The 22846-nt window shown below is 40.0% G+C and carries 28 protein-coding genes and 2 tRNA genes; 25 read left to right on the top strand and 5 right to left on the bottom strand.

All coding sequences use genetic code 11. The annotated features are described in order from the left end of the window. Positions 1–35 precede the first annotated feature (35 nt). Entirely contained in the window at positions 36–638 is a 603-nt protein-coding gene (locus AC0L3Y_RS13945) for a Maf family protein (protein ID WP_473464906.1), read from the bottom strand. A 116-nt stretch (positions 639–754) separates the two neighbouring features. Between AC0L3Y_RS13945 and AC0L3Y_RS13950 the strand changes: the two genes are divergently transcribed. From AC0L3Y_RS13950 to fabF, 7 genes are all read left to right on the top strand, one after another. Beyond that, a complete protein-coding gene (locus AC0L3Y_RS13950; protein ID WP_473464909.1) occupies positions 755–1297 on the top strand; it encodes a YceD family protein in 543 nt (180 codons plus the stop codon). Between the two features lie 17 nt (positions 1298–1314). Further along, positions 1315–1494: a 50S ribosomal protein L32 gene (gene rpmF, locus AC0L3Y_RS13955; RefSeq protein ID WP_024025546.1), complete on the top strand. Its 180-nt coding sequence runs from the start codon at positions 1315–1317 to the stop codon at positions 1492–1494. 11 nt (positions 1495–1505) lie between these two features. Continuing rightward, on the top strand, positions 1506–2450 hold the full coding sequence (locus AC0L3Y_RS13960; RefSeq protein WP_473464915.1) for a fatty acid synthesis protein: 945 nt from the start codon (positions 1506–1508) through the stop codon (positions 2448–2450). A gap of 12 nt (positions 2451–2462) precedes the next feature. Then, positions 2463–3386, top strand: coding sequence for an ACP S-malonyltransferase (fabD, locus tag AC0L3Y_RS13965; RefSeq protein ID WP_473464920.1), 924 nt, complete (start codon positions 2463–2465; stop codon positions 3384–3386). Positions 3387–3429: 43 nt separating this feature from the next. Continuing rightward, positions 3430–4164, top strand: a complete 735-nt coding sequence (gene fabG, locus AC0L3Y_RS13970) for a 3-oxoacyl-ACP reductase FabG (RefSeq protein WP_473464926.1) — start codon at positions 3430–3432, stop codon at positions 4162–4164. 133 nt (positions 4165–4297) lie between these two features. Beyond that, on the top strand, positions 4298–4531 hold the full coding sequence (gene acpP, locus AC0L3Y_RS13975) for an acyl carrier protein (protein ID WP_012069834.1): 234 nt from the start codon (positions 4298–4300) through the stop codon (positions 4529–4531). Positions 4532–4636: 105 nt separating this feature from the next. Beyond that, positions 4637–5878, top strand: a complete 1242-nt coding sequence (fabF, locus tag AC0L3Y_RS13980) for a beta-ketoacyl-ACP synthase II (protein WP_473464933.1) — start codon at positions 4637–4639, stop codon at positions 5876–5878. Positions 5879–5916: 38 nt separating this feature from the next. Here the strand turns inward: fabF and AC0L3Y_RS13985 are convergent, their stop codons facing one another. Beyond that, positions 5917–6324: a PA2817 family protein gene (locus AC0L3Y_RS13985; RefSeq protein ID WP_473464936.1), complete on the bottom strand. Its 408-nt coding sequence runs from the start codon at positions 6322–6324 to the stop codon at positions 5917–5919. A gap of 64 nt (positions 6325–6388) precedes the next feature. Here AC0L3Y_RS13985 and AC0L3Y_RS13990 point away from each other — a divergent pair, with 64 nt between their 5' ends. From AC0L3Y_RS13990 to queF, 3 genes are read left to right on the top strand one after another with little or no spacing between them, the layout of a single operon-like run. Next, on the top strand, positions 6389–7303 hold the full coding sequence (locus tag AC0L3Y_RS13990) for an ABC transporter ATP-binding protein (protein ID WP_473464939.1): 915 nt from the start codon (positions 6389–6391) through the stop codon (positions 7301–7303). A gap of 4 nt (positions 7304–7307) precedes the next feature. Then, positions 7308–8081, top strand: a complete 774-nt coding sequence (locus AC0L3Y_RS13995; RefSeq protein ID WP_473464942.1) for an ABC transporter permease — start codon at positions 7308–7310, stop codon at positions 8079–8081. Between the two features lie 10 nt (positions 8082–8091). Beyond that, the gene (gene queF / locus AC0L3Y_RS14000; protein ID WP_473464945.1) at positions 8092–8904 is read left to right on the top strand and encodes an NADPH-dependent 7-cyano-7-deazaguanine reductase QueF; all 813 of its coding nucleotides are present in this window, start codon (positions 8092–8094) and stop codon (positions 8902–8904) included. An 82-nt stretch (positions 8905–8986) separates the two neighbouring features. Here the strand turns inward: queF and AC0L3Y_RS14005 are convergent, their stop codons facing one another. Both AC0L3Y_RS14005 and AC0L3Y_RS14010 read right to left on the bottom strand, forming a co-directional pair. Next, positions 8987–9730, bottom strand: a complete 744-nt coding sequence (locus AC0L3Y_RS14005) for a siderophore-interacting protein (RefSeq protein ID WP_473464948.1) — start codon at positions 9728–9730, stop codon at positions 8987–8989. A gap of 1 nt (position 9731) precedes the next feature. After that, a complete protein-coding gene (locus AC0L3Y_RS14010) occupies positions 9732–10175 on the bottom strand; it encodes a MarR family winged helix-turn-helix transcriptional regulator (protein WP_473464951.1) in 444 nt (147 codons plus the stop codon). A gap of 187 nt (positions 10176–10362) precedes the next feature. Here AC0L3Y_RS14010 and AC0L3Y_RS14015 point away from each other — a divergent pair, with 187 nt between their 5' ends. From AC0L3Y_RS14015 to nadA, 15 genes are all read left to right on the top strand, one after another. Next, a complete protein-coding gene (locus AC0L3Y_RS14015) occupies positions 10363–10851 on the top strand; it encodes a GreA/GreB family elongation factor (RefSeq protein WP_473464954.1) in 489 nt (162 codons plus the stop codon). 190 nt (positions 10852–11041) lie between these two features. Beyond that, entirely contained in the window at positions 11042–12811 is a 1770-nt protein-coding gene (gene aspS, locus AC0L3Y_RS14020; RefSeq protein WP_473464958.1) for an aspartate--tRNA ligase, read from the top strand. A 161-nt stretch (positions 12812–12972) separates the two neighbouring features. Continuing rightward, positions 12973–13530: a crossover junction endodeoxyribonuclease RuvC gene (gene ruvC, locus AC0L3Y_RS14025; RefSeq protein WP_473464961.1), complete on the top strand. Its 558-nt coding sequence runs from the start codon at positions 12973–12975 to the stop codon at positions 13528–13530. Beyond that, the gene (gene ruvA / locus AC0L3Y_RS14030; RefSeq protein WP_473464964.1) at positions 13527–14126 is read left to right on the top strand and encodes a Holliday junction branch migration protein RuvA; all 600 of its coding nucleotides are present in this window, start codon (positions 13527–13529) and stop codon (positions 14124–14126) included. The genes ruvC and ruvA overlap by 4 nt, the downstream gene beginning before the upstream one ends. A 6-nt stretch (positions 14127–14132) precedes the next feature. Beyond that, the gene (ruvB, locus tag AC0L3Y_RS14035; protein ID WP_473464968.1) at positions 14133–15146 is read left to right on the top strand and encodes a Holliday junction branch migration DNA helicase RuvB; all 1014 of its coding nucleotides are present in this window, start codon (positions 14133–14135) and stop codon (positions 15144–15146) included. 9 nt (positions 15147–15155) lie between these two features. Then, entirely contained in the window at positions 15156–15836 is a 681-nt protein-coding gene (gene tolQ, locus AC0L3Y_RS14040; RefSeq protein ID WP_473464971.1) for a protein TolQ, read from the top strand. Further along, a complete protein-coding gene (tolR, locus tag AC0L3Y_RS14045; protein ID WP_473464973.1) occupies positions 15836–16264 on the top strand; it encodes a protein TolR in 429 nt (142 codons plus the stop codon). Before tolQ ends, tolR begins: the two co-directional genes overlap by 1 nt. Next, on the top strand, positions 16264–16554 hold the full coding sequence (locus AC0L3Y_RS14050) for a cell envelope integrity TolA family protein (protein ID WP_473464977.1): 291 nt from the start codon (positions 16264–16266) through the stop codon (positions 16552–16554). The genes tolR and AC0L3Y_RS14050 overlap by 1 nt, the downstream gene beginning before the upstream one ends. A gap of 353 nt (positions 16555–16907) precedes the next feature. Next, positions 16908–17204, top strand: coding sequence for a cell envelope integrity TolA family protein (locus tag AC0L3Y_RS14055; RefSeq protein ID WP_473464981.1), 297 nt, complete (start codon positions 16908–16910; stop codon positions 17202–17204). Next, positions 17204–18502: a Tol-Pal system beta propeller repeat protein TolB gene (gene tolB, locus AC0L3Y_RS14060; RefSeq protein ID WP_473464984.1), complete on the top strand. Its 1299-nt coding sequence runs from the start codon at positions 17204–17206 to the stop codon at positions 18500–18502. Before AC0L3Y_RS14055 ends, tolB begins: the two co-directional genes overlap by 1 nt. A 19-nt stretch (positions 18503–18521) precedes the next feature. Continuing rightward, entirely contained in the window at positions 18522–19112 is a 591-nt protein-coding gene (gene pal, locus AC0L3Y_RS14065; protein WP_473464987.1) for a peptidoglycan-associated lipoprotein Pal, read from the top strand. Further along, entirely contained in the window at positions 19109–19903 is a 795-nt protein-coding gene (gene ybgF / locus AC0L3Y_RS14070) for a tol-pal system protein YbgF (protein ID WP_473464990.1), read from the top strand. The genes pal and ybgF overlap by 4 nt, the downstream gene beginning before the upstream one ends. Positions 19904–19944: 41 nt before the next feature. After that, positions 19945–20020 (top strand) — tRNA-Lys (locus AC0L3Y_RS14075). A gap of 29 nt (positions 20021–20049) precedes the next feature. After that, positions 20050–20125, top strand: a tRNA-Lys gene (locus AC0L3Y_RS14080). Positions 20126–20166: 41 nt separating this feature from the next. Then, entirely contained in the window at positions 20167–21210 is a 1044-nt protein-coding gene (gene nadA / locus AC0L3Y_RS14085) for a quinolinate synthase NadA (protein ID WP_473464993.1), read from the top strand. Positions 21211–21241: 31 nt separating this feature from the next. Here nadA and AC0L3Y_RS14090 read toward each other — a convergent pair whose 3' ends face one another. Further along, a complete protein-coding gene (locus tag AC0L3Y_RS14090; protein ID WP_473464997.1) occupies positions 21242–22747 on the bottom strand; it encodes a hypothetical protein in 1506 nt (501 codons plus the stop codon). Positions 22748–22846 lie beyond the last annotated feature (99 nt).

The raw sequence follows: 22846 nt of genomic DNA on the forward strand, positions 1-22846 counted from the left end.
TAAGGGAAGTGAGAAAGTTTATTTCGTAAATACCTTTAGCCGATTGGGTTTATTCCTTGTTCTTTTAATAACTGGCAAAGAGATATTAAGGGTAAGCCTATTAGGCTGTTAGGGTCATCACCTTCCATTTTTTCAAAAAGACATACACCAAGCCCTTCACATTTAAAGCTTCCTGCACAGTCGAGGGGTTGCTCAATTGTCACGTAGCGTTGAATTTCATCATGCTCTAGTTTTCGAAAATACACATGGTATTTGTTTAGTTTGTATTTATAAGTGTTGTTTTGTTGATTGAATACACAAAGTCCGGTTAAAAATGAGACTTTTTTACCGCTAAATTGAGTCAACTGTTGTATGGCGTTTTCTTCTGTTATAGGTTTTCCTAAAATTTGATCATCTAGAATGGCAACCTGATCTGACGCTATGATGATGGCATTCGGTGTATTGTTGTTTTGTAGACGCTCATTATGAACAGCAAAGGCTTTTGCGATAGTTAGGCGTTCGACTAAGTCTGTTGCTAATTCTTGCTTAAAAGGGCTCTCATCAATATTTGGTGAGTGACATTCAAATGATAAGTTTAAGCGCTCCAGAAGTGCTTTTCGGTATGGTGATGAAGATCCTAAAATGAGTTTTGTTTGCATGCTTTTTAAGCCATTTTATGAGAATAGGTGAGGATTTTACTTTTTTTTGCCTTGAATGCCTTAAAAGAGTGAAAAAAAACGCTTTAACCGCACTTAGACTTTGACAATCAACGCCCTTGGCAATATTATTTGCCGCCATGTTGAATGACACATTACCTAAATATTTTGACCCTCGAAAATATGCTTTTAATGAGCAGGCTTTTGAAGGGTACGTGCCCCTTAATCGATTTGAGGAGCTTAGTGCTATATTAGCCTCTGATGAGGGTAATGCTTTTATTCATCTAGACTTTAGAGTTGATGAGGATAGGCGATATATTGCTACTGGATCATTAACAGCTCAAGTACAAGTTGTTTGTCAACGTTGTCTTGGACCTGTTCCCTATGATTTGGCGTTAGATTTATCGTTGGGGTTCGTTTATGACGAAGACCATGCGAAAAATCTACCAGCGAGTTACGATCCTGTTGTCATGACCGATGGTGAAGTAATTCTGGCAGATATGGTTGAGCAAGAAATTATACTTGCCTTACCTATTGTAGCCTATCACGAAGAAAGTGGTTGCAACCCAACAGCTGTAAAGTATGCATCGTCTACCGATGACGCACCGGATGACGAAAAACCGAATCCATTTAGTATATTGGCCCAATTAAAGGTCAAGTAAAGTTAGGAGCTCCAAAAATGGCAGTACAAAAAAGTAAAGTTACTCGTTCACGTCGCGGCCAGCGTCGTTCACACGATGCTTTGACTAGCGCAACTCTATCTGTAGAAAAGACTACTGGTGAACTTCACCGTCGTCACCACATTTCTGCTGATGGCTTTTATCGTGGTCGTCAAGTTATCACCCCTAAAGGTGAGTAACTAAGGTACCCATGATCAGGGTAGCTTTAGACGCTATGGGCGGGGACTTAGGTCCCCGCATTGCATTTGAGGGTGCACACGATGTTCTCTCTCGGCTACCAGATGTCGCCATCACTATTTATTACTCCCCAAGTTCTGGTCTGGATCTTCCAGTACCTCACGAACGTTTGTCTCTGGTTTCTTGCTCTGATGTCATTGATGGAGATGAAGAAATAGTGTTGTCTTTATTTCGTCGTCGTAATAGTACGCTTTATGAATCACTAAATTCATTGGCCAAAAAGACGTCGGATGTGGTTGTTACTTTGGGTAATACTGGTGCTATGGTTGCACTTGCTCGCCATATACTGGGAGTAATACGACCGAAATTATATCCTGCGTTAATTCGAGAGCTGTATTCTAATCCTTTGCGTTGTTTGGTGGATTTAGGGGCAAATGTCCATTGTCCGCCTTCTATGTTAGTTGGGTTTGCAGAGTTGGGTGCTGCTTATGTGGAAGCATTAAGCAAGGAGACGCCAAAAGTAGGTTTGTTAAATGTTGGGGTGGAAAGCTCAAAAGGTAGTATGGTTATCAAGGAAACAGATCGCCTTTTATCGAGTAAAGAGTGGCCTAAATACCTAGGCTATGCTGAAGGGACTGAGTTATTTAGTGGTGAGAAAAATGTCATTGTGTGTGATGGTATGGTAGGTAATGCGGTTTTGAAGGCCTCTGAGGGGTTGCTGTCTTTCTTGATGAGCCAGTTTAAAGGGCTTGAGGGTGCATCATCTTTGTTTGAGACTTTTTACCAAACTGAACGTAGACATGGGGCTTGTTTAGTCGGTGTGCGTGGCAATTTGGTAAAAGGTCACGGTTGTTCTGATTTATCGGCCATGATAGGTGCGATTGAATATGGAATTGATATTGCGCGAGCAGACTTATATGCTGCGATTGAAGCGCGACTTTGTAATGATGCTTCATAGTTAGGAGATAAAATGAGCACTGAATTAGCTTTTGTTTTTCCAGGTCAAGGTTCTCAGCAGTTGGGTATGTTGACTGATTTAGCAGAGAAGCACGATATAATCGGGCAAACTTTCGCAGAAGCATCTGACGTTCTAGGTTATGATTTGTGGGACCTTGTTCAGAATGACGCAGAGAAATTAAGCCAAACAGATAAAACACAGCCTGCATTGTTAACAGCTAGTGTTGCATTGTGGCGTCTTTGGGAGCAGCAAGGCGGTGAAAAGCCAGCTTATGTTGCTGGGCATAGTCTTGGGGAGTATTCTGCATTGGTTTGTGCTGGTGTAATTGCTTTTGCAGACGCTGTTGCTTTGGTAAAGTTGCGAGGTGAATACATGCAGCAAGCAGTTCCTGCTGGTGAGGGTGCGATGGCTGCTGTTATTGGATTGGATGATGATAAGGTTGTTGCTGCTTGTTTGGCTGCGCCTGGCATTGTTAGTGCGGTTAATTTCAATTCGCCTGGTCAAGTTGTAATCGCTGGTCATGTGGCTGCTGTAGAGGTCGCTATGGCAAATGCAAAAGAAGCTGGAGCTAAGCGCGTTTTACCGTTGCCTGTTAGCGTACCATCTCATTGTGAGTTAATGATTCCAGCGGGCAAAAAATTAGCAGAAAAGCTTGAGTCTATCGTATTTAATATGCCAACTTGTACACTTGTGCAGAATGTTACAGCTGAGGCGGTTTCTGACCCTTCTGTAATTAAAGCCAATTTAGTCTCTCAGCTGAGTGAGCCAGTATTGTGGACTCAATCAATTATGTTGCTTGCAGACCTTGGTGTAACGACCACTTTAGAGTGTGGTCCAGGTAAAGTATTAAGTGGTTTGAATAAACGAATTGTTAAAGGATTAGCAGCATCGTCTCTAGGTGATTTGTCTGGTTTTGAGGCAGCTTTATCTGCGTAAGTAGTATTTATACAATTGTTCGAATAGATCGTTGGAGACAAATATGAGTCTTGAAGGAAAAATTGCTCTAGTAACTGGAGCTACTCGTGGTATTGGTAAAGCAATTGCTATTGCTTTGGTTGAACAGGGTGCTACAGTTATTGGTACGGCTACAAGTGAATCTGGTGCACAAAGTATTAGTGAGTATTTAGGTTCAAATGGTAAAGGCTGGGTCTTAGATGTATCATCTAGTGAATCAGTAGATGCTGTTATAAAAGAAATTACTGCTGAAGTTGGTGCGCCAACAGTTTTAGTTAACAATGCAGGTATAACTCGCGACAATCTTATGATGCGCATGAAAGAAGATGAGTGGGATCAAGTTATCAATACTAACTTAACTTCCGTTTTTCGTGTGACGAAGGCTTGCTTACGTGGCATGACTAAAGCAAAATTCGGTCGTGTGATTAGCATTAGTTCTGTTGTTGGTTCTATGGGCAATGGCGGACAAACAAATTACTCTGCAGCAAAAGCTGGCTTGGAAGGTTTTAGCCGTTCTTTAGCGGCAGAAATTGCATCGCGTGGTATCACTGTAAACTGTGTTGCTCCGGGATTCATTGAAACGGATATGACTAAAGTACTTCCTGAAGAGCATAAGGCTAAATTGGTCGAAAAAGTGCCTTCATCACGTCTTGGTCAACCAGAAGAAATTGCGGCGGCAGTCGCATTTTTGGCGTCGCAAGGCGCTGCTTACATCACCGGTGAAACATTACATGTCAATGGTGGCATGTATATGTCGTAATTTGAGTTGAATTTTATATTTAATTCGACGAAAATACGTCTCCGGTTCATGTTGAGAATCACGCCTTTTATAGGTGAACGAATATTATAATATGCTCACACTGAGCTGTTAATGAGTAGAGTAGGAACTTCTAATGAGTAGCATTGAAGAACGCGTTAAAAAAATCGTTTGTGAACAACTAGGTGTTAAAGAAGAAGATGTTGTTGCTTCAGCATCTTTCGTCGATGACCTAGGTGCAGATTCCCTAGACACAGTAGAGTTAGTAATGGCTCTTGAAGAGGAATTTGATACTGAAATTCCTGATGAAGAAGCTGAAAAAATCACTACCGTACAAGCAGCGAACGACTATATCAACGCTAACTTGTAAGATATTGGTTAACTGAGTTTCCCGAAAAGCCGCTTGTATTTTTTTACAGCGGCTTTTCTTATTGATAGGCCTTGAGAGTTTTGGGCGAATTGTGGGAGGAATCTTATGTCTCGTCGTCGGGTTGTGGTCACAGGGATGGGAATGGTGACACCCCTTGGCAATAATGTGAAAGATACGTGGGATAATATATTGGAAGGCAAAAGTGGTGTATCTGATATCACTTACTTTGATGCCAGTCAGTTTTCTACTCGTTTTGCGGCTCAAGTTAATGACTTTGATGCAACTCAATATATGAGTGTGAAAGAAGCTCGTAAAATGGATCTGTTTATTCAATACGGTATAGGTGCAGCAGTACAAGCGCTTGAAGATGCCGACTTAAATGCTGACACAGCGGATTTGACGCGTGTAGGTTGTGCAATAGGTTCTGGGATTGGTGGATTACCAATGATTGAAAAGAATCTAGAGCTATTGAAAGAATCAGGTCCGAAGCGTATCTCTCCGTTTTTTGTTCCGGGCGCGATTATTAATATGATTTCCGGTCATGTTGCTATACGTTTTGGCTTCAAGGGCCCTAATATTTCTATTGTTACTGCTTGTACTACAGGCACTCATAATATAGGTATGGCTGGCCGTATGATTTCTTATGGCGATGCGGATGTTATGATTGCCGGTGGTGCTGAAATGGCCGTTACTCCTTTGGGTATTGGTGGATTTGGTGCTGCTAGGGCTTTGTCTACCCGTAACGATGACCCTAAAACAGCTAGTCGACCATGGGATAAAGGCCGAGATGGTTTTGTCATGGGGGAAGGTGCTGGTATCCTCGTATTGGAAGAATATGAACACGCTGTTGCACGTGGCGCAAAAATATACGCTGAGCTTGCAGGTTTTGGTATGAGCGATGATGCGTATCATATGACTGCTCCACCAGAAACGGGCGAAGGTGCCGCTTCAGCTATGAGTGCAGCGTTGAAAGATGCCAAGCTTGAGCCGAGAGATATTGATTATATTAATGCTCATGGAACATCAACACCTGCAGGAGATTTGGCGGAGACACAAGCAGTAAAATCCTTGATGGCTGAAGATGCAGCGGATGTAGCCATGAGTTCAACAAAATCAATGATAGGGCATTTGTTGGGGGCTTCTGGTGCAGTAGAATCTATTTTTTCTATTTTGGCTATTCGAGATCAAGTCGCTCCTCCAACGATCAATTTAGAAGAGCCTAGTGAAGGTTGTGACTTAAATTATGTTCCTGGAACTCCTCAAAAGCGCAAAATAGAAGTTGTTCTAAACAACTCATTTGGCTTTGGTGGAACTAATGGCACTCTAGTATTTAAGAAAATGTCTTAAATGCGAAAGCGGGCGAAGTATCGCCCGCTTTTGTTCCATTAATGTACTTGAACCGGTACACCACGTAACATATTAATTTCTTTAGATATTTCGTAGCTTTGATTTTTGCTGTCTAGTTCATATAAATGATCTTCAAGTTGTTGGTAGAGAGTGATTTCTTCATCACCCAGAAAATGTAAACATTCTCCACCAATAAACCATAACAATTCACGTTTGATGAGCGGAACTAAATTGGCATAACAGCGAATGAAGCGTGACAATATTTCTTGAGCTTCAAACGAATAATCGTGCGTATTGTTTTGTATGCGTGTTATCAGGTCATCCCATTTTTCCAGGAAGTCTAGTTCTTCTTCAGCCAAATCTGGCTCATTAAAAGGGGTATGCTCTGCGATGCGTTGGCGTAGATCTGCAAAGGCGTCAAGTATGTACTGTGTGCGTGATTCCACAAAAAAACCTATTTAAAAAAAGTAACTAATATAAGTCGGCTGCTGCCGTACGAGAACTTCAATTATGACATATGCAATCGAAATTAGTGACCTTAAAAAGCGTTACGAAGGTGGCTTCGAAGCGTTAAAAGGAATCGACTTAAAAGTTAAAAAAGGCGATTTCTTTGCATTGCTTGGGCCAAATGGAGCTGGTAAGTCTACAACTATTGGTATTTTGTGCTCTTTAGTAAACAAAACATCAGGGACTGTTTCTATCTTTGGTACGGATATTGATAAAAATTTTGCTAAAGCTAAAAAATACTTAGGTGTTGTTCCGCAAGAATTTAATTTTAATGTATTCGAAACTGTTTTTAATGTGGTTGTTACGCAGGCTGGATTTTACGGTATTAGTAAAACTGTTGCGATGGAGCGCGCAGAAAAATATCTAAAGCAGTTAGATCTCTGGGATAAGAGAGATGTTCAATCTAGAATGCTTTCTGGAGGAATGAAGCGTCGCCTTATGATTGCTAGGGCTCTTATTCATGAGCCTGAAGTGCTTATATTGGATGAGCCAACAGCAGGAGTAGATATTGAGTTACGTCGTTCAATGTGGGAGTTCATTAAAACATTAAATGAACAGGGCACAACAATTATACTCACAACCCATTATTTAGAAGAGGCGGAACAATTGTGTCGAAATATTGCCATTATAAATGCTGGTGAAATTGTCGAAAATACTAGCGTGAAAGCTCTGTTGAAAACACTAAATCAAGAAACCTTTATTTTAGATTTAGACTCAAATCTTCCAGATGATTGGTCTTTACCTGGCTATAAGGTTATGAAAATTAATGATGGCAGCTCTATCGAAGTGGAAGTTATTAAGGGGCAGTCTGTTAATGCTATTTTTCGTGCGTTAGACACAATATCCATCAATGTTGTCAGTATGCGTAATAAATCCAACCGACTCGAAGAACTCTTCGTTAAATTAATTAAAGGTTAAATTGATGAAAAATTCAGAAATTTGGATCGCATTCTATACCATTTTAACTAAAGAAATTCGCCGTTTTACTCGTATATGGCCACAAACGTTATTGCCGCCAGCTATCATGATGACATTGTATTTCGCTATATTTGGTAACCTAATAGGTGAACGAATTGGAGAAATGGGTGGTTTTAGTTATATGCAATACATAGTGCCAGGACTGATTATGATGTCAGTAATTACCAATTCATACTCCAATGTAGCTTCATCATTCTTTTCTGCGAAGTTTCAGCATAGTGTTCAGGAATTGTTGGTATCACCAACGCCTAATTGGATTATTTTAATTGGGTATGTTCTTGGTGGTGTTGTGCGAGGATTATTAGTTGGCCTTATTGTAACTGTTTTATCGCTATTCTTTACTCACCTAGCATTAACTAGCTTACTTTTAACTGTGTTGGTTGTATTCCTAACGGCTGTGATGTTTTCACTAGGTGGTTTTGTTAATGCGATTTATGCAAGAAGTTTTGATGATGTATCCATTGTACCTACGTTTATCTTAACGCCACTCACTTATTTAGGTGGTGTTTTTTACTCCATCGATTTATTGCCTGATTTATGGCAATCCGTTTCTTTGTTAAACCCTGTTCTTTATATGGTTAATGCCTTTCGCTATGGTATTTTAGGCGTGTCTGATATTAATATTTATTGGGCGTTGGTGATTATCTGTGTATTTATTGTAGTGTTATTTTCATTCGGCCTACGTTTGCTTAATCAAGGCAGAGGCATTAGAAGTTGAGGTTGTATAGATGGGCTTTTTACCCTTAGGTCAGCAAACAGAATATGTTTCTGAGTACGATTCAGGGTTGCTTTACCCCATAGCAAGAGTCGATAAATGGATTGAAATGAATATTGAGTCTGAACGACTTCCTTTTTATGGGGAGGATGTTTGGAATGCTTATGAATTGTCATGGTTAAATTTGAAAGGAAAGCCGGTTGTTGCTTTGGCTGAGTTTCGTCTACCTTGCGATTCTCCTAATATTATTGAGTCTAAGTCGCTTAAGCTTTACTTGAATTCCTTGAATCAAATGCGTTATGAGTCCGAGATTCAGGTGCAAGCTCTTCTTGAAAAGGATTTATCTAACGTGGCAGGTGCAAATGTCACAGTTATTATTCGTGATGTGGACTCAATGTCATCTCTAGTGGTTTTAACTCCTGATTATTGTGTTGATGAATTGGATGTGGAAATTACTGAATATCAGCCTAATGCCGAACTGCTAAAGGTTGATGAAGAATTTGTTGTTGAAGAGCGCCTTGTAAGTCATCTTCTCAAGTCTAACTGTCCTGTAACAAATCAGCCTGATTGGGGATCCGTTTTTATTGACTACAAGGGGGCGCAAATCAGCCATGAAAATTTACTTAAGTACATTATTTCTTTTAGAGAGCATACGGACTTCCATGAGCAATGTGTTGAGCGAATTTTCATTGATATTATGCGCCAATGCCAGCCCGAAAGTTTAACTGTCTATGCTCGTTATGTGAGGCGAGGAGGTTTGGATATTAATCCTTATCGTTCTTCAGCTCCTTTAGTCTTAGGGAATGATCGTTTAGCCCGCCAATAAAACTATACCATTAAAAAAGCTCCAAGAGAGTTACTTATGAAGTGACTCTCTTGGTGCTTTTTTATTATTTATTACGATGACTTTAAATAACGTCTAGCTCTGCATCGTTGCGTTTTTCAACTTTGTGCTGGTCTTCATTGCTACCTAATTTCCAATAGCTTGAAATGTATAAGTACTCTTTGGGTATGGCTTTTTCTTTTTTGAAGAAATTACGTAAAATTTTCATGCTGCTAAATTCACAAGCGGCCCAAACTGAAGCTTGTCCATCTAGCCAATCTAAAGATTTTATCTGATCGAGTAGTGCTCTTGAGTTTTGTCCGGGGTGAGGGTTGATGACCCATTTTAATGTCATACCGCTGGGGTATTTTAGGTTTTGGATATCTGCTTTGCTAATAACTTCTATGACCGCATAACCTTGGGTGTTATTTGGTAATTCAGCTAGGTTGACACTGATTGCCGGCAGTGCTGTCATGTCACCAACTAATAATTTCCAATCCGATGATGTTTCGATCATTTTCTTAGGTCCAGGACCACCGACAAGAAGAGAATCATTTGGTTGTGCTTGTTTTGCCCATGTACAAGCAATACCACTGTCTTCATGTAGCATGAAATCAATGTCTATTTCATCTGACCTTTGATGGCGAATGGTGTAGGTTCTAAGTAAAGGTTTAGCGTCTCCATTAGGGAAAATTAGCTTTACATAACCGCTCTCTTGATTGTCAGGAATAGTTGTTATGTTTTCACCGCCAAAAGTAATACGTAGCATATTTGGAGATATTTGCTCTTTTCGGATGACAGTTAATTCTCTAGGTTGAGGTCTGCTCATTTTAAGCTCCATATTTTTTCGATGCTTGTTGAAGGTTGTTTGCCATTATGTCTGTAGTATGAATGAAATCTTCGATTTGCTTATCTGTTAATCCAGTTGTCATTTTTTCAATAACCTGTGTATTTAGTTTGGTTATTTTTACTAATAACTGATCACCTGTACTGGTTAGGCTAAGTAATTGACTGCGGTGATTCTTTGGGTCTCGAATTTTTTCTACATGTTTTTCGTTTACTAATTCTTTTAACATTCTAGTGATTTGTGATTTATCAAGAGAGAGTCGATGTGCAATGTCGCTAGCGTTGCAGTCATTGATATGCTTTATGCACTTAAGTGCTCGGATGTGACTTACTGAAAGCGTGATTTCAGATGTCTCGATAATTCCTTTTATTTGGCTACGGTGAAGGTGCATTAGTTTGTGCAATGAATCCGCTATTGAATCTTTCACTGTTAATTCGCTCTTATTTGAGAATGGTTATCAATATAGAGTTGTCAGTTGATTAAGTCAACTAAGGTTTTTGTTGGTGTCAGAAAAGACACATTTTGTCCTTATTCGGCCTATGTCTATTCCAGACGCTTCCTTTATCAAACTGAACCTCTACAATGTCTAAATATAAAATAAGATAGATGAGCATATGGATAAGAAAGAAGTACATGATGCAATCACATCTGCATTATTGCGTCGTTTCGAAACGGCTAAATGGGCTGCGAAGCAAGCGCATGATGCAGCGACGAATGAAGAAAGTGTTGCTGAAAACAAATACGATACATTTGGTTTAGAGGCGTCTTATTTAGCACACGGGCAGTCCCAACGAGTATTAGAGTGCGAAAAAGACTGGTTATTTTTTAATAAAAAACCATTTGTCCAATTCGATGAGAATGATTCAATAGGGTTGTGGTGTTTGGTTGAGTTAGCTTTATTGAACTCAAATTATATTTCAAAATATTTTTTTGTCTCTCCTTGTGCCGGCGGGCTTACCGTTGAATTTAATGATCAGATGATTTACTTGATTACGCCTTCAAGTCCTGTTGGTCAGATATTGATGGGGAAAGTGATCGATGATGAAGTCGATCTACGTCAAAATGGTCAAAAAATGACCTATAAAATAGTCACTATTGGATAAAGTAGTAACCTTGTTAGGGACAAATTTGGCTCAGACTCTAGAGAGTCAGTCTCTGTTCGCATATAATGCTTTGCCTTAAAATATTCAGCTTCTCTGTTTGGTGCGAAAATACATATTAAGTATGTAGTTAAACAGAAAGCACTCTAAGAACACATCACTCTCTTACTGAGACAGTAATAGGAAAGAAATTATGCGCAGCCATTATTGCGGCGAGTTAAATGCTTCTAACATTTCACAAGAAATTACCTTATGCGGTTGGGTTCATCGTCGTCGTGACCACGGCGGTGTTATTTTCTTAGATATCCGTGACCGTGAAGGTATTACTCAAGTTGTTTTTGATCCAGATCGTGCAGATAGTTTTGCGCTTGCAGACAGCGTTCGTAACGAATTTGTTGTTAAGCTAAAAGGCTTGGTTCGAGCTCGTCCAGAAGGTACAGTAAATCCGAATATGAACACGGGTGAAATTGAAGTACTTGGCACAGAGCTTGAAATTCTGAATGCAGCACAAACACCTCCATTCCAATTGGACGATCATCAAAATGTTGGTGAAGATGTTCGATTAAAGAACCGTTTTATCGATTTACGTCGTCCTGAAGTTCAGGCAAAAATGCGTTTTCGTTCTAAGGTGACCTCTGTATTGCGTCGTTACTTAGACGATAATGGCTTCCTAGATATTGAAACACCTATTTTGACTCGTGCAACGCCTGAAGGTGCGCGTGATTACTTGGTACCAAGCCGTACACAGCAAGGTAGTTTTTTTGCTCTGCCTCAATCACCGCAATTGTTTAAACAATTGTTGATGGTGTCTGGTTTTGATCGTTACTACCAAATTGCTAAATGTTTTCGCGATGAAGATTTGCGTGCTGATCGTCAGCCAGAGTTTACTCAGGTGGACATTGAAACGTCTTTTATGAGCGAACAAGAAATCATGGCAATGACAGAAAACATGATTGTTGGTTTGTTTAAAGAATTGATGGATGTTGACTTGGGTACATTCCCACGCATGCCTTATTCTGAGGCGATGGAAACATATGGTAGTGATAAACCAGATCTTCGTATTCCATTAACAATCGTTACTGTTTCTGACTTAATGGCAGATGTTGACTTCAAAGTCTTTTCTGGTCCAGCAACGGATCCAAAAGGTCGTGTTGCTGCATTAAAAGTGCCTGGTGGCAACGCTTTGACACGTAAGCAAATTGACGAATATACTAAATTTGTTGGCATTTATGGTGCTAAGGGTTTGGCTTATATCAAAGTTAACGACAAATCTAATCTTGAAGAAGGTTTGCAGTCTCCAATCGTTAAGTTCTTGCCAATTGAAGTGCGTGAAGCGTTATTAACTCGTCTTGAAGCGCAAGATGGCGACTTGATCTTCTTTGGTGCTGATTCTGAAAAAGTAGTAAATGAAGCTCTTGGTGCATTACGTTGCAAACTTGGTGAAGATTTAGATCTTTATACTTCTAAATGGGCGCCTCTTTGGGTTGTTGATTTCCCAATGTTTGAAGAAACAAGTGATGGCGGGATTACTGCAATTCATCATCCATTTACTGCTCCTTCATGTTCTCCGGAAGATCTCAAAGCGAACCCTTTGACTGCATTATCCCAAGCATACGACATGGTTCTTAATGGTACAGAGCTTGGTGGTGGATCTATTCGTATTCACCAGTCTTCTATGCAAGAAACAGTGTTTGAACTTCTTAATATCAGTAAAGAAGAGCAGGAAGAGAAATTTGGCTTCTTACTGGATGCACTAAAGTTTGGTGCGCCACCACACGGTGGTTTGGCTTTCGGCTTAGATCGTTTGGTTATGTTAATGACAGGCTCGCAATCTATTCGTGATGTTATTGCTTTTCCTAAAACCCAAAGTGCGACGTGCTTGTTGACGCAAGCTCCGGGTGAAGTGAGCGAGAAGCAATTGAAAGAATTAAGTATTCGCGTTAGAAAACCTGTTGTTGAATGATAATGTTTTTCTCTTAAACTTATTTTAAAACAGTATGTTATGTTAAGAGATCGAAAGAAAAACGTAAAAGGCCGCTAATAAGCGGCCTTTTTTATACTTTAGCATTGCATACTTATGTAAGGACTGCTGAAATATACAATAATTTCAAAAGGCAAAAAAGAATGGCCACTACTAGAGTGATAGGGATTGATCCAGGCTCAAGAATAACTGGGTTTGGTATTATTGATGTTTCAAATGGAAAATCCGCTTATGTAAATAGTGGCTGTATTCGATTACCTGATGAGGCGCTTTCTGTCAGGTTAAAACATATATTTCAAAATGTTTCCGCTTTGCTGGATGAATACAAGCCGGATGAATTTGCGATTGAAGAAGTTTTTTTAGCTAAAAATGCAAATTCAGCACTAAAGCTGGGTCAAGCAAGAGGTGCAGCGATTGTTGCGGCATCCTTGCAGGATTTAATCGTGCATGAATATGCCGCCCGACGCGTAAAACAGTCGGTTGTTGGTAATGGCAATGCAGATAAAGAGCAAGTTCAGTCAATGGTTCAGTTGTTGTTAGCATTGTCGTCTAAGCCTCAGGCAGATGCGGCAGATGCTTTGGCTATCGCTTTGTGTCATGCTAATACACGAACCTCTGGTGGCCTGGAGTATGGTGTTGGTAAGCGAGCAGGGCGTTCTTCGAAGCGTTGGACTGAACAAGATGTAAGGAAGACTTTGTGATCGGGCGAATTGTCGGCACTTTGATTGAAAAAACACCACCTGAATTACTTGTTGATATCAGTGGTATTGGTTATGAAATTAGCGCATCTATGACGACGATTTATGATTTGCCTCAAGTCGGCGAAAAAGTGACGCTGTATACTCATTTTTTAGTAAAAGAAGATTCTCAAACACTTTATGGGTTTATCGACAAAAGTGAACGTGCTTTGTTTCGAGTATTGATTAAAGTGAATGGTATTGGACCTAAAATGGCCTTGGCTGTGTTGTCGAGTATGTCCGCTGAGGAGCTTATTTCAAATGTACAAGATTCTGATGTGACTGCCTTGACTCGTATTCCCGGCGTAGGGAAGAAAACTGCAGAACGACTTATTATTGAATTGCGTGACAAGCTAGGGCAAGCAGCCAAGACAGACTTGTTTTCTGCTCCAGCGGTATTAAGGCAAGTTCAAGCAGATCCTAGGCAAGAAGCTGAAGCGGCATTGATTTCTCTTGGATATAAGCCTCAAGAAGCAGCTAAAGCCATCGCTGGTGTTCCTACAGATGGAGCCAGCAGTGAGGATGTAATCAAGGCTGCGTTAAAAGGAATGTTGAGGTAATAAACTATGATTGAACAAGATCGCATTATCTCAGCAGAACCTAAGGTTAATGATAGGCAAGTGGATCGGGCAATACGTCCACAAATGCTTTCTGAGTATATAGGTCAGCCTGTTGTTCGAGAGCAAATGGAAATATTTATTCAGGCGGCTAGGCAGCGCAATGAGCCATTGGATCACACGTTAATATTTGGTCCGCCTGGATTAGGTAAAACCACTCTTGCCAATATTATTGGCAATGAGATGGAGGCTGATGTTAAAACGACATCAGGTCCTGTTTTAGAAAGAGCAGGAGATTTGGCTGCATTGTTAACGAATTTGAATGAAGGGGATATCCTCTTTATTGATGAAATACATAGATTGAGTCCAGCCATTGAAGAGGTCTTGTACCCAGCAATGGAAGACTACCAGTTGGATATTATGATTGGCGAAGGGCCTGCTGCGAGGTCAATAAAAATTGAACTCCCACCCTTTACTCTTGTCGGAGCAACAACGAGAGCAGGATTGTTGACGTCACCACTTCGAGATCGCTTTGGTATTGTACAAAGATTAGAATTCTATGATGTCGCTTCATTGACGACCATTGTTGCCCGATCTGCTGGAAAGATGGGGATGAAGTTAGATGACTCTGGTTGTTTTGAGGTGGCCAGACGTTCACGAGGTACACCGCGAATCGCAAACAGATTATTGCGTCGAGTAAGAGATGTTGCTCAGGTGAGTGGTGAGGAACTTGTGGGACAAAAAGTTGCTCAAAGAGCACTAGATATGTTAAGTGTAGATAGTCAGGGTTTTGATCACTTAGATCGACGTATGTTATTGACCATGATAGAAAAGTTTGACGGAAGACCAGTTGGTCTGGATAGTGTTTCTGCTGCACTAGGTGAAGACAAAGATACAATCGAAGATGTCATTGAGCCATTTTTGATTCAGCAGGGCTTTGTAATCAGGACACCAAGAGGTCGTCAGGTTACAAAGCGTGCATATGAGCATTTTAATTACCAGTTACCTTCGGATTTTAAATAGAGGTTAATAATGTCAATTTGGGGACTTATCGCCAGTGCCAGTATTGTTGTTCAGCTTGTTATGTTGACACTGCTAGCTGCTTCCATATTTTCATGGATTGTAATATTCCAAAAAATTAGAATATTAAAGCAAGCCAAGAAAGTGAGTTCTACGTTTGAAGATCAATTTTGGTCTGGTATCGATTTAAGTCAGCTTTATCGAAAGCTTACTCAAGATGGTCGCATCGCTGAAGGTATGGAAACTATTTTTACATCAGGGATTAAAGAATTTACTCGACTAAGGCAGAATCATAATATTGAGCCCGATGCCGTGATGGATGGGGTGCAGCGAGCAATGCGTGTTGCACTTTATCGAGAAGAAGAAAAACTGGATCAACATTTACCTTTTTTGGCGACAGTGGGGTCTACAAGTCCTTATATCGGTTTATTTGGTACGGTGTGGGGAATAATGCATTCTTTTATTGGTTTAGCAGAAGTGCAGCAAGCCACATTGGCTACCGTTGCACCGGGTATCGCTGAGGCGCTTATTGCCACGGCAATAGGCTTGGCTGCGGCGATCCCTGCAGTTATTGCTTATAACCGCTTTTCTTCTACAGCTGAGTCTCTTGGATCTAGCTATGAAAATTTTGCGGATGAATTTACAAGTATTTTACATCGTAAAGTGCATGTTAGAGAGGGAGGCGCTGAATAGTGGCTCGCTCTAGAAGACGAAATAAACGTCGCCCAATGGCGGAAATTAACGTTGTTCCATACATTGATGTAATGTTGGTGTTGTTGGTTATTTTTATGATAACCGCACCCATGTTAACTCAAGGGGTTGATGTAGAGCTGCCAAATGCAAATGCAGCACCAATACAAGAAACAGAAAGTGACGTCATGATTGCATCTGTTGATTCGTCTGGTAAGTTTTATTTAGATGTCGGCGGCAAGCAAGAGTCAATTACCTTGGGGCAATTGCAGGATCGAGTTAGAAAAGTATTGAGCCAAAATCCTAAAATGTCAGTATTAGTAAGAGGGGATAAAAATGTCTCCTATGGTGATGTGATTGGTTTGATGGTCGCTTTACAAGGGGCTGGTGTTCCTAATGTTGGGTTGGTTACTGAGCCGGATAATAAGTAATGAAATGGCTAAGTAGTGAGAATTATAGTATACCGACATTATTAGCTCTTGGATTGCATGGTGTAATCATAGTGGTGGGTTTGGTTGCTGTTGATTTTAGTGATAATGAAATACAAGAACCTAAACGACCTGTTATTGTAAATGCGACAGTTATTGATATTTCACAAACAATAATAGGTAAGCGCGAGTCCGAAGAGCGAGCGGCAAAGCAGCAACAGGCCGCTTTAGCGGAGAAAAAGAAAAGAGATGCTGAGCAAAGTAGAAAAAAGAGGCTCAGCGAAAAGCATTAGAGGATAAAAGAAGAAAACTTGCTCAAGCTAAAAAGGCTGAAGAGAAAGCAGCAGAAGAGTCTCTAAAAAAAGAGCAAGCAAAGAAACAAGAAGCTGAGCAAAAGCGTTTAGCGCAAGAAGCTGAGAAGAAACGTTTAGCTCAAGAAGCTGAAAAGAAACTTCAAGCTCAAAAAGCAGCTGAAGAGAAAAAACAGAAAGAACAGGCCCGCAAAGCTGAAGCGGAACGTTTAGCGGAAGAAGAACGAAAGCGGCAAGAAGAAGCGGCTAGACAAGCTGAACAGAAAAAAGCAGCTGAAGTAGCAGCTAAGGCAGCAGCAGAGGCTGCAGAGCAGCGTGCAGTGGAAGAAGCGAAGATGGTTCAGTCTATTAGCGGATTAATTAATAGTAGAGTTACTCAGGCTTGGATTCGTCCCCCAAGTGCTCGAAACGGTATGAAAGCCAAGTTGCGTATTTACTTTTTACCAAATGGTGAAGTTATGAATGTACAGGTCACCGAAAGTAGTGGTGATGCCTTGTTTGATCAAAGAACGCTTGATGCTGTTAAAAAAGTAAGGCGTATTGAAGAGTTGGCTGATGTGGATTCTTATACTTTTGAACGTAATTTTCGTCAGGTAGATTTGATTTTTAACCCGCAAGATTTGAGAAATTAATGATGTTAAAAAAATGGTTGGGTATTTTTGTTGCCAATTTGTTATTTATGGGGTCAGCCAGTGCTCAATTAGTTATTGAAATAACCAGTGGTGCTGATCAACTTCTTCCTATCGCTGTGGTACCTTTTGGTTATGATGGTGTTGAAGCTCTACCAGAAGATATTGCTCAAATAGTAGAGGATGACCTGGCTCGAAGTGGTTTGTTTCAGGCTGTACCTCGCTCTAGTATGTTAAGTATGCCATCGCAAGAATCAGATGTTTTTTATCGTGATTGGCGTCTTTTAAAGAGTGATTATGTTGTTATTGGTACAGTTAAAAAAGTCGCTAATGATCAATATAGAATTGGTTTTGAATTGTTAAATGTTTTAAGTCAAAGACCAGTGCAAAAACACAGTTCAATTGATGTTTCTTCCCGTAATTTTAGAGACGCAGCTCATTACATTAGTGATAAAGTATATGAAATTTTAACAGGTACAAAAGGGGCCTTTAGTACTAGGATTCTATACGTAACAGCGGAAGGAGATAGAAGAGCGCCTTTATTTAAGTTGCAAGTTGCTGATGCTGATGGGCATAGACCTCAAGTCGTTGTAGAATCGAAAGAGCCTATCTTATCGCCTTCGTGGAGTAGTGATGGGAAAAATATTGCTTACGTTATGTTTAGGAATCGCCGTCCTAGTATTTTTATTCAGGAATTGGCAAGTGGTAAGCGTCAGCAAATTGCCCAGTTTAGAGGCTTGAATGGAGCGCCTGCTTGGTCACCAGATGGTAAAAAACTAGCATTAGTGTTGTCTAAAGATAATAATCCAGAAATCTATACTTTAGATATTACGACTCAAAAACTACAGAGAATGACAAATCATTACTCTATTGATACAGAACCAAGCTGGGAACCAGATGGTAAAGGAATAGTATTCACGTCTGATCGAGGCGGTAATCCGCAAATTTATCGATTGGATGTAAATAGTAAGCGTGTTGAGAGGGTTACCTTTGAAGGTGATCTAAATACCAGAGCAAGAATGACTCCAGATGGACGATACCTTGTGACGGTTCAGAAGAATGATGGTAGTTATCATGTTGCCTTACAGGATATGAAAACTGGACGAGTTCAAATTCTCACAGAAACTTACTTAGACGAGTCACCAAGCATTGCACCAAATGGAAGCATGGTGATGTATGCCACAACCTATAAAGGAAAGGGCATCTTAGCTGTAGTATCCGTTGATGGACTTGTTAAATATAGGTTACCATCAGCTGAAGGTGATGTGCGAGAGCCATCTTGGTCCCCGTATTTCAAATAAAGACATTTAGGAGTGAATAATGAGCGTAAACAAACTAGGTAAATTTGCTGTAATCGGTTTATCTGCAGCTTGGATTGCAGGTTGTAGTACAACAGCAACAGATACTGATACTTCAACTGTTGCTGAAGATGCGACATCTGTAGAACAAGCTACTGACGAAACTACAGATGCTTCTTCTGATCAAGCATTCGGTGCTGGTGAAGATGGTGCTTTAACTAGCGTTATTGTTGATGAAACAGCTGTAGTAGAAGAAACTGCAGACACTGACTCTTTGGCTGGTGTACAAACTGTTTTCTACTTCGACTTTGATAAATCAATCGTGCGTCCAGAGTCTCGCGAAGCATTAGCTAAGCATGCTGCATACCTTGTATCTAATCCAGATGCTCGCATTGTATTGGAAGGCCATGGTGATGAACGCGGTACTCGCGAATATAACATTGCACTAGGTGAGCGTCGCGCTAAAGCGGTTAGCCGTTATTTGACTATTCAAGGTGTTGCTGCATCTCAAGTTGAAAGCGTAAGCTTTGGCGAAGAAGTTCCAGTTGCATTTGGTCATGACGAAAATGCTTGGCAGTTAAACCGTCGTGTTGAAGTTCGTTACGAAAAATGATCTTTAAAGACGTGAAGATTCGCTCTTTTGCAGTGGTGCTGTTTTTTACAGCACCACTTGCATCAGCCGAAATTCAACAAGTAAACGGTGGCCTTTCTTCAAGTGCTGCTGCGGACTTGCTTTTTCAATTGGAAACGTTGCAGCAAGAGGTTCAAAGCCTCCGTGGTCAATTAGAAGAGCAGGGACACGAATTAAAAATAATGAAGCAGAACCAAAGAGATCGCTATATCGATCTTGATAAGCGTATATCTTTGCTTATGTCTTCATCCCTTTCTCAACCGGTGCCTTCTATTCCCACTAGTTCTCAAGTACAACAGCCGATAAATCAAGAACCACCAGTTGTTATAAAAGAAGAAGATAGTGTGCCGAATGCATTGGCTCCACCTTTGTCTCCTGTGACTTTACAACCGCCATCGGCTCAGTCTCAGCAAGCTTATAGCAATGCATATAACTTGATTCGTGAGAGAAAATTTGATGAATCTGAAGTGGCATTTAGTCAGTTTGTGCAAGATTATCCAAATAACACATTGACAGGTAATGGTTATTATTGGCTCGGTGAAGTTAAGCTGGTCCAAGGGAAGTCTAGAGAAGCAGTGGATGCTTTTTCAACTGTGATTAAGAAATTCCCTGGTCATAGCAAAGAACAAGATGCGCTATATAAGTTGGGGACAGTTAGTGACCAACTAGGTGAGACGGCAAAAGCCAAATCTTACTTACAGGATGTGATTCGACGTTTTCCTAATAGTAAGGCAGCGAAACTAGCGACGGGTTATTTAAGTAAAGTTAAATAACTTGCATTCCTCAACGGGCTCTGTATTATACGCAACCCGTTGGGTCGTTAGCTCAGTTGGTAGAGCAGTTGACTTTTAATCAATTGGTCACTGGTTCGAATCCAGTACGACCCACCAACATCTTTTTTATTCCTTTTGTGATTTTTGGGTCGTTAGCTCAGTTGGTAGAGCAGTTGACTTTTAATCAATTGGTCACTGGTTCGAATCCAGTACGACCCACCAAAAACACTCATTTAACTCCCAGTTTTTTAAGGGGTAATGAAATGTCCGAACTTCTTAATAAAGCAGCTCTTCGTGATACTGTTCAAATGTATCTTTCAGAAGCAGAAAAAAATCTCGATAAAGATCCTGTAGACAATTTACAACTTCGTGATGAAATCAAGCTATTACTAAAGCAAAGAAACGCTGTTTTAGTGGCTCACTACTATACAGAAGATGCTATTCAAGAGCTTGCTGAAGAAACGGGCGGAATTATCGCTGACTCTTTGGAAATGGCGAGCTTTGGAGCAAACCATGAAGCAAAAACTTTGGTTGTCGCTGGTGTGAAGTTTATGGGCGAAACGGCAAAGATATTAAGTCCAGAAAAAACAATTTTGATGCCTACTTTAGAAGCAACCTGTTCATTAGATATTGGTTGCCCAATAGATGAGTTCTCTGCATTCTGTGACCAGTATCCTGATCGAAAAGTTGTTGTATATGCAAACACATCTGCAGCAGTTAAAGCGCGTGCGGATTGGGTTGTTACATCTAGTATTGCATTGGATGTTGTGAATCATTTGGTTGAGCAGGGTGAGAAAATCATTTGGGCGCCTGATCAGCATTTAGGTGGATACATCCAGCGTGAAACAGGTGCAGATATGATTCTTTGGGATGGTGCTTGTATTGTTCATGAAGAGTTTAAAGCAAAAGGGATTTTAGACTTAAAAGCCATTTATCCTGATGCAGCTGTACTTGTGCATCCAGAATCACCAGAGTCTGTTATTGCTGTTGCTGATGTTGTTGGTTCGACATCACAATTGTTGAATGCCTCTAAAGCAATGAAAAACAATACTTTCATTGTTGCAACAGATAGAGGGATTTTTTATAAAATGAAGCAGGCATCGCCAGAAAAGCGCTTCGTTGAGGCTCCTACTGCAGGCTCAGGGGCAAGTTGTCGGAGTTGTGCGCATTGTCCTTGGATGGCTTTGAATAGTTTAGAGATGCTTCGTAACTCACTCAGAGATGAATCTGGAGAAATTCATATCGCCGAAGAGACTAGAGTTAAGGCGCTTGTTCCTCTGCAGCGTATGTTGGATTTCAAAATATAATTGTCCTTAAGTGTTTTAATATTTAGGGAGCTTATTTTAGCATCCCTAAATATTTCATTTCCAAATCTGAAGATGCCAATTGTAAGCGATCGTATTCAAGGCTTTTCTTATTATAAGCAACTCGTAACTCCTGATAATCTTTACCGGAAGCCATATCCAGCATTTTTGTTTTTAGTTTAGTGGTTATTTGGACAAGTTCTCTGTTTCTTTCTCTCTGCACCTGTAAAGACTTCGAATAATGTGAATTCTTTCCGTCTTTATGTGTTATCGATGTTTCGACTTTTTGCTTTAATTCTTGATTTACTTTTTCTATTGTATCTAGTTCTTGTGCTAATAAAGCTACGCAGGTTTCTGACTCTTGTAGTAAACGCTCCAGCATCTTCGTATCTTTTTCTTGCTCTATAAGGCTTTCAGATGATCGACTTTCTAGTGCGCTGCTAAGCCCGTCTCGTAGAGAGCTTAATGTTTCTTTTTTGTTTACATTAAGTGTATGAAGATTGCCTATTGCCGTTTCATTACTTTCAGATAGCTGTTTTTCCATTTCTGCCAATTTACTGTCTTTTAAACTAATGTCTTGTTTCAGCGAGGTTATAGATAGATTTGATGTTTCAAGTTCTGTTTCAAGTTGGATAATTAAAGTTTGAGTCTCTTCTGCCATTCGTTCCATTTTTGCGATGGCAATTTTTTGAGTCTCAATTGAATTGTGCGGATTCTTGTGATTTGAGTTTTTTTCTATTTCATTTTTGAGTTGGTCTATCACCATCTCTTGTCGATCAGACAAATGATGTAATGAAGAAATTTGTTTGAAAGATGTATTTCGGAGCTCTAGGCTCAACTTTTGATTATCTGGTAGAGTCATTTTAAATGGTACAAAACTGTTTGAGTTTTCCGTTTGGCTTTTTTCTAAGTTATTAATTCTACTTTTTAGTTCATTGACTTCGAGTTCTAGTCTCTGCTGCTCTTTTTGTTTAATTCTTAATTGTGCAAGGTGTCTATTTGCTTTATCTATGCTATCTCGTAGATCTTCGTTCAATAAGATCTGATTTTTTGTTAATGATTCTTTAACAATCAGTAATTCTGCAGTTTGAAATAATTCCGTTTCCATTTTTTTTAGACTTTGATTTAACTCGTCAGCATTAGCCATCTGTAATTTTGGTGCGGATAGGGCATAGAGAAGGCTTGATAGAAACCGAGTAAGAATAGGGGTTGGTTCTGTGCTCGCTTGATTTAGAATAATGGCTCTTTCTGCTCTAAGAATGGTTCCCCATAGCTTTATAGTATTTGTTTCGTGTTGATTTTCTAGCTCAGGACGAATAGCACTGACAGCAAAGCTGATTTGTTTATCTAAAAAGTTAGCAAGGCGTTTATAGCTTTTAATGTCTTGCTCTTCTTTTGTTAATTCGATGGAGTCTGTTTTCGTTACACTGGCATCTTTAGCTTTTTTCTTAAGTGAATGAGATAGCCATATGAAGACTAAGCTTGCGACAAAAAGTAATGTTGTGAGCTCAAGTAGTGTCCAGATTAACCACTTTGACATAAAATCCTCCTAGACCCCAAAGTAATAGGTATGATATCCATTGGCATTAATATACAACAAATCATAATACAGGCTGCTATTTCCTCTAATGTTAACGGA

The organism is Marinomonas sp. GJ51-14, from assembly GCF_055808695.1.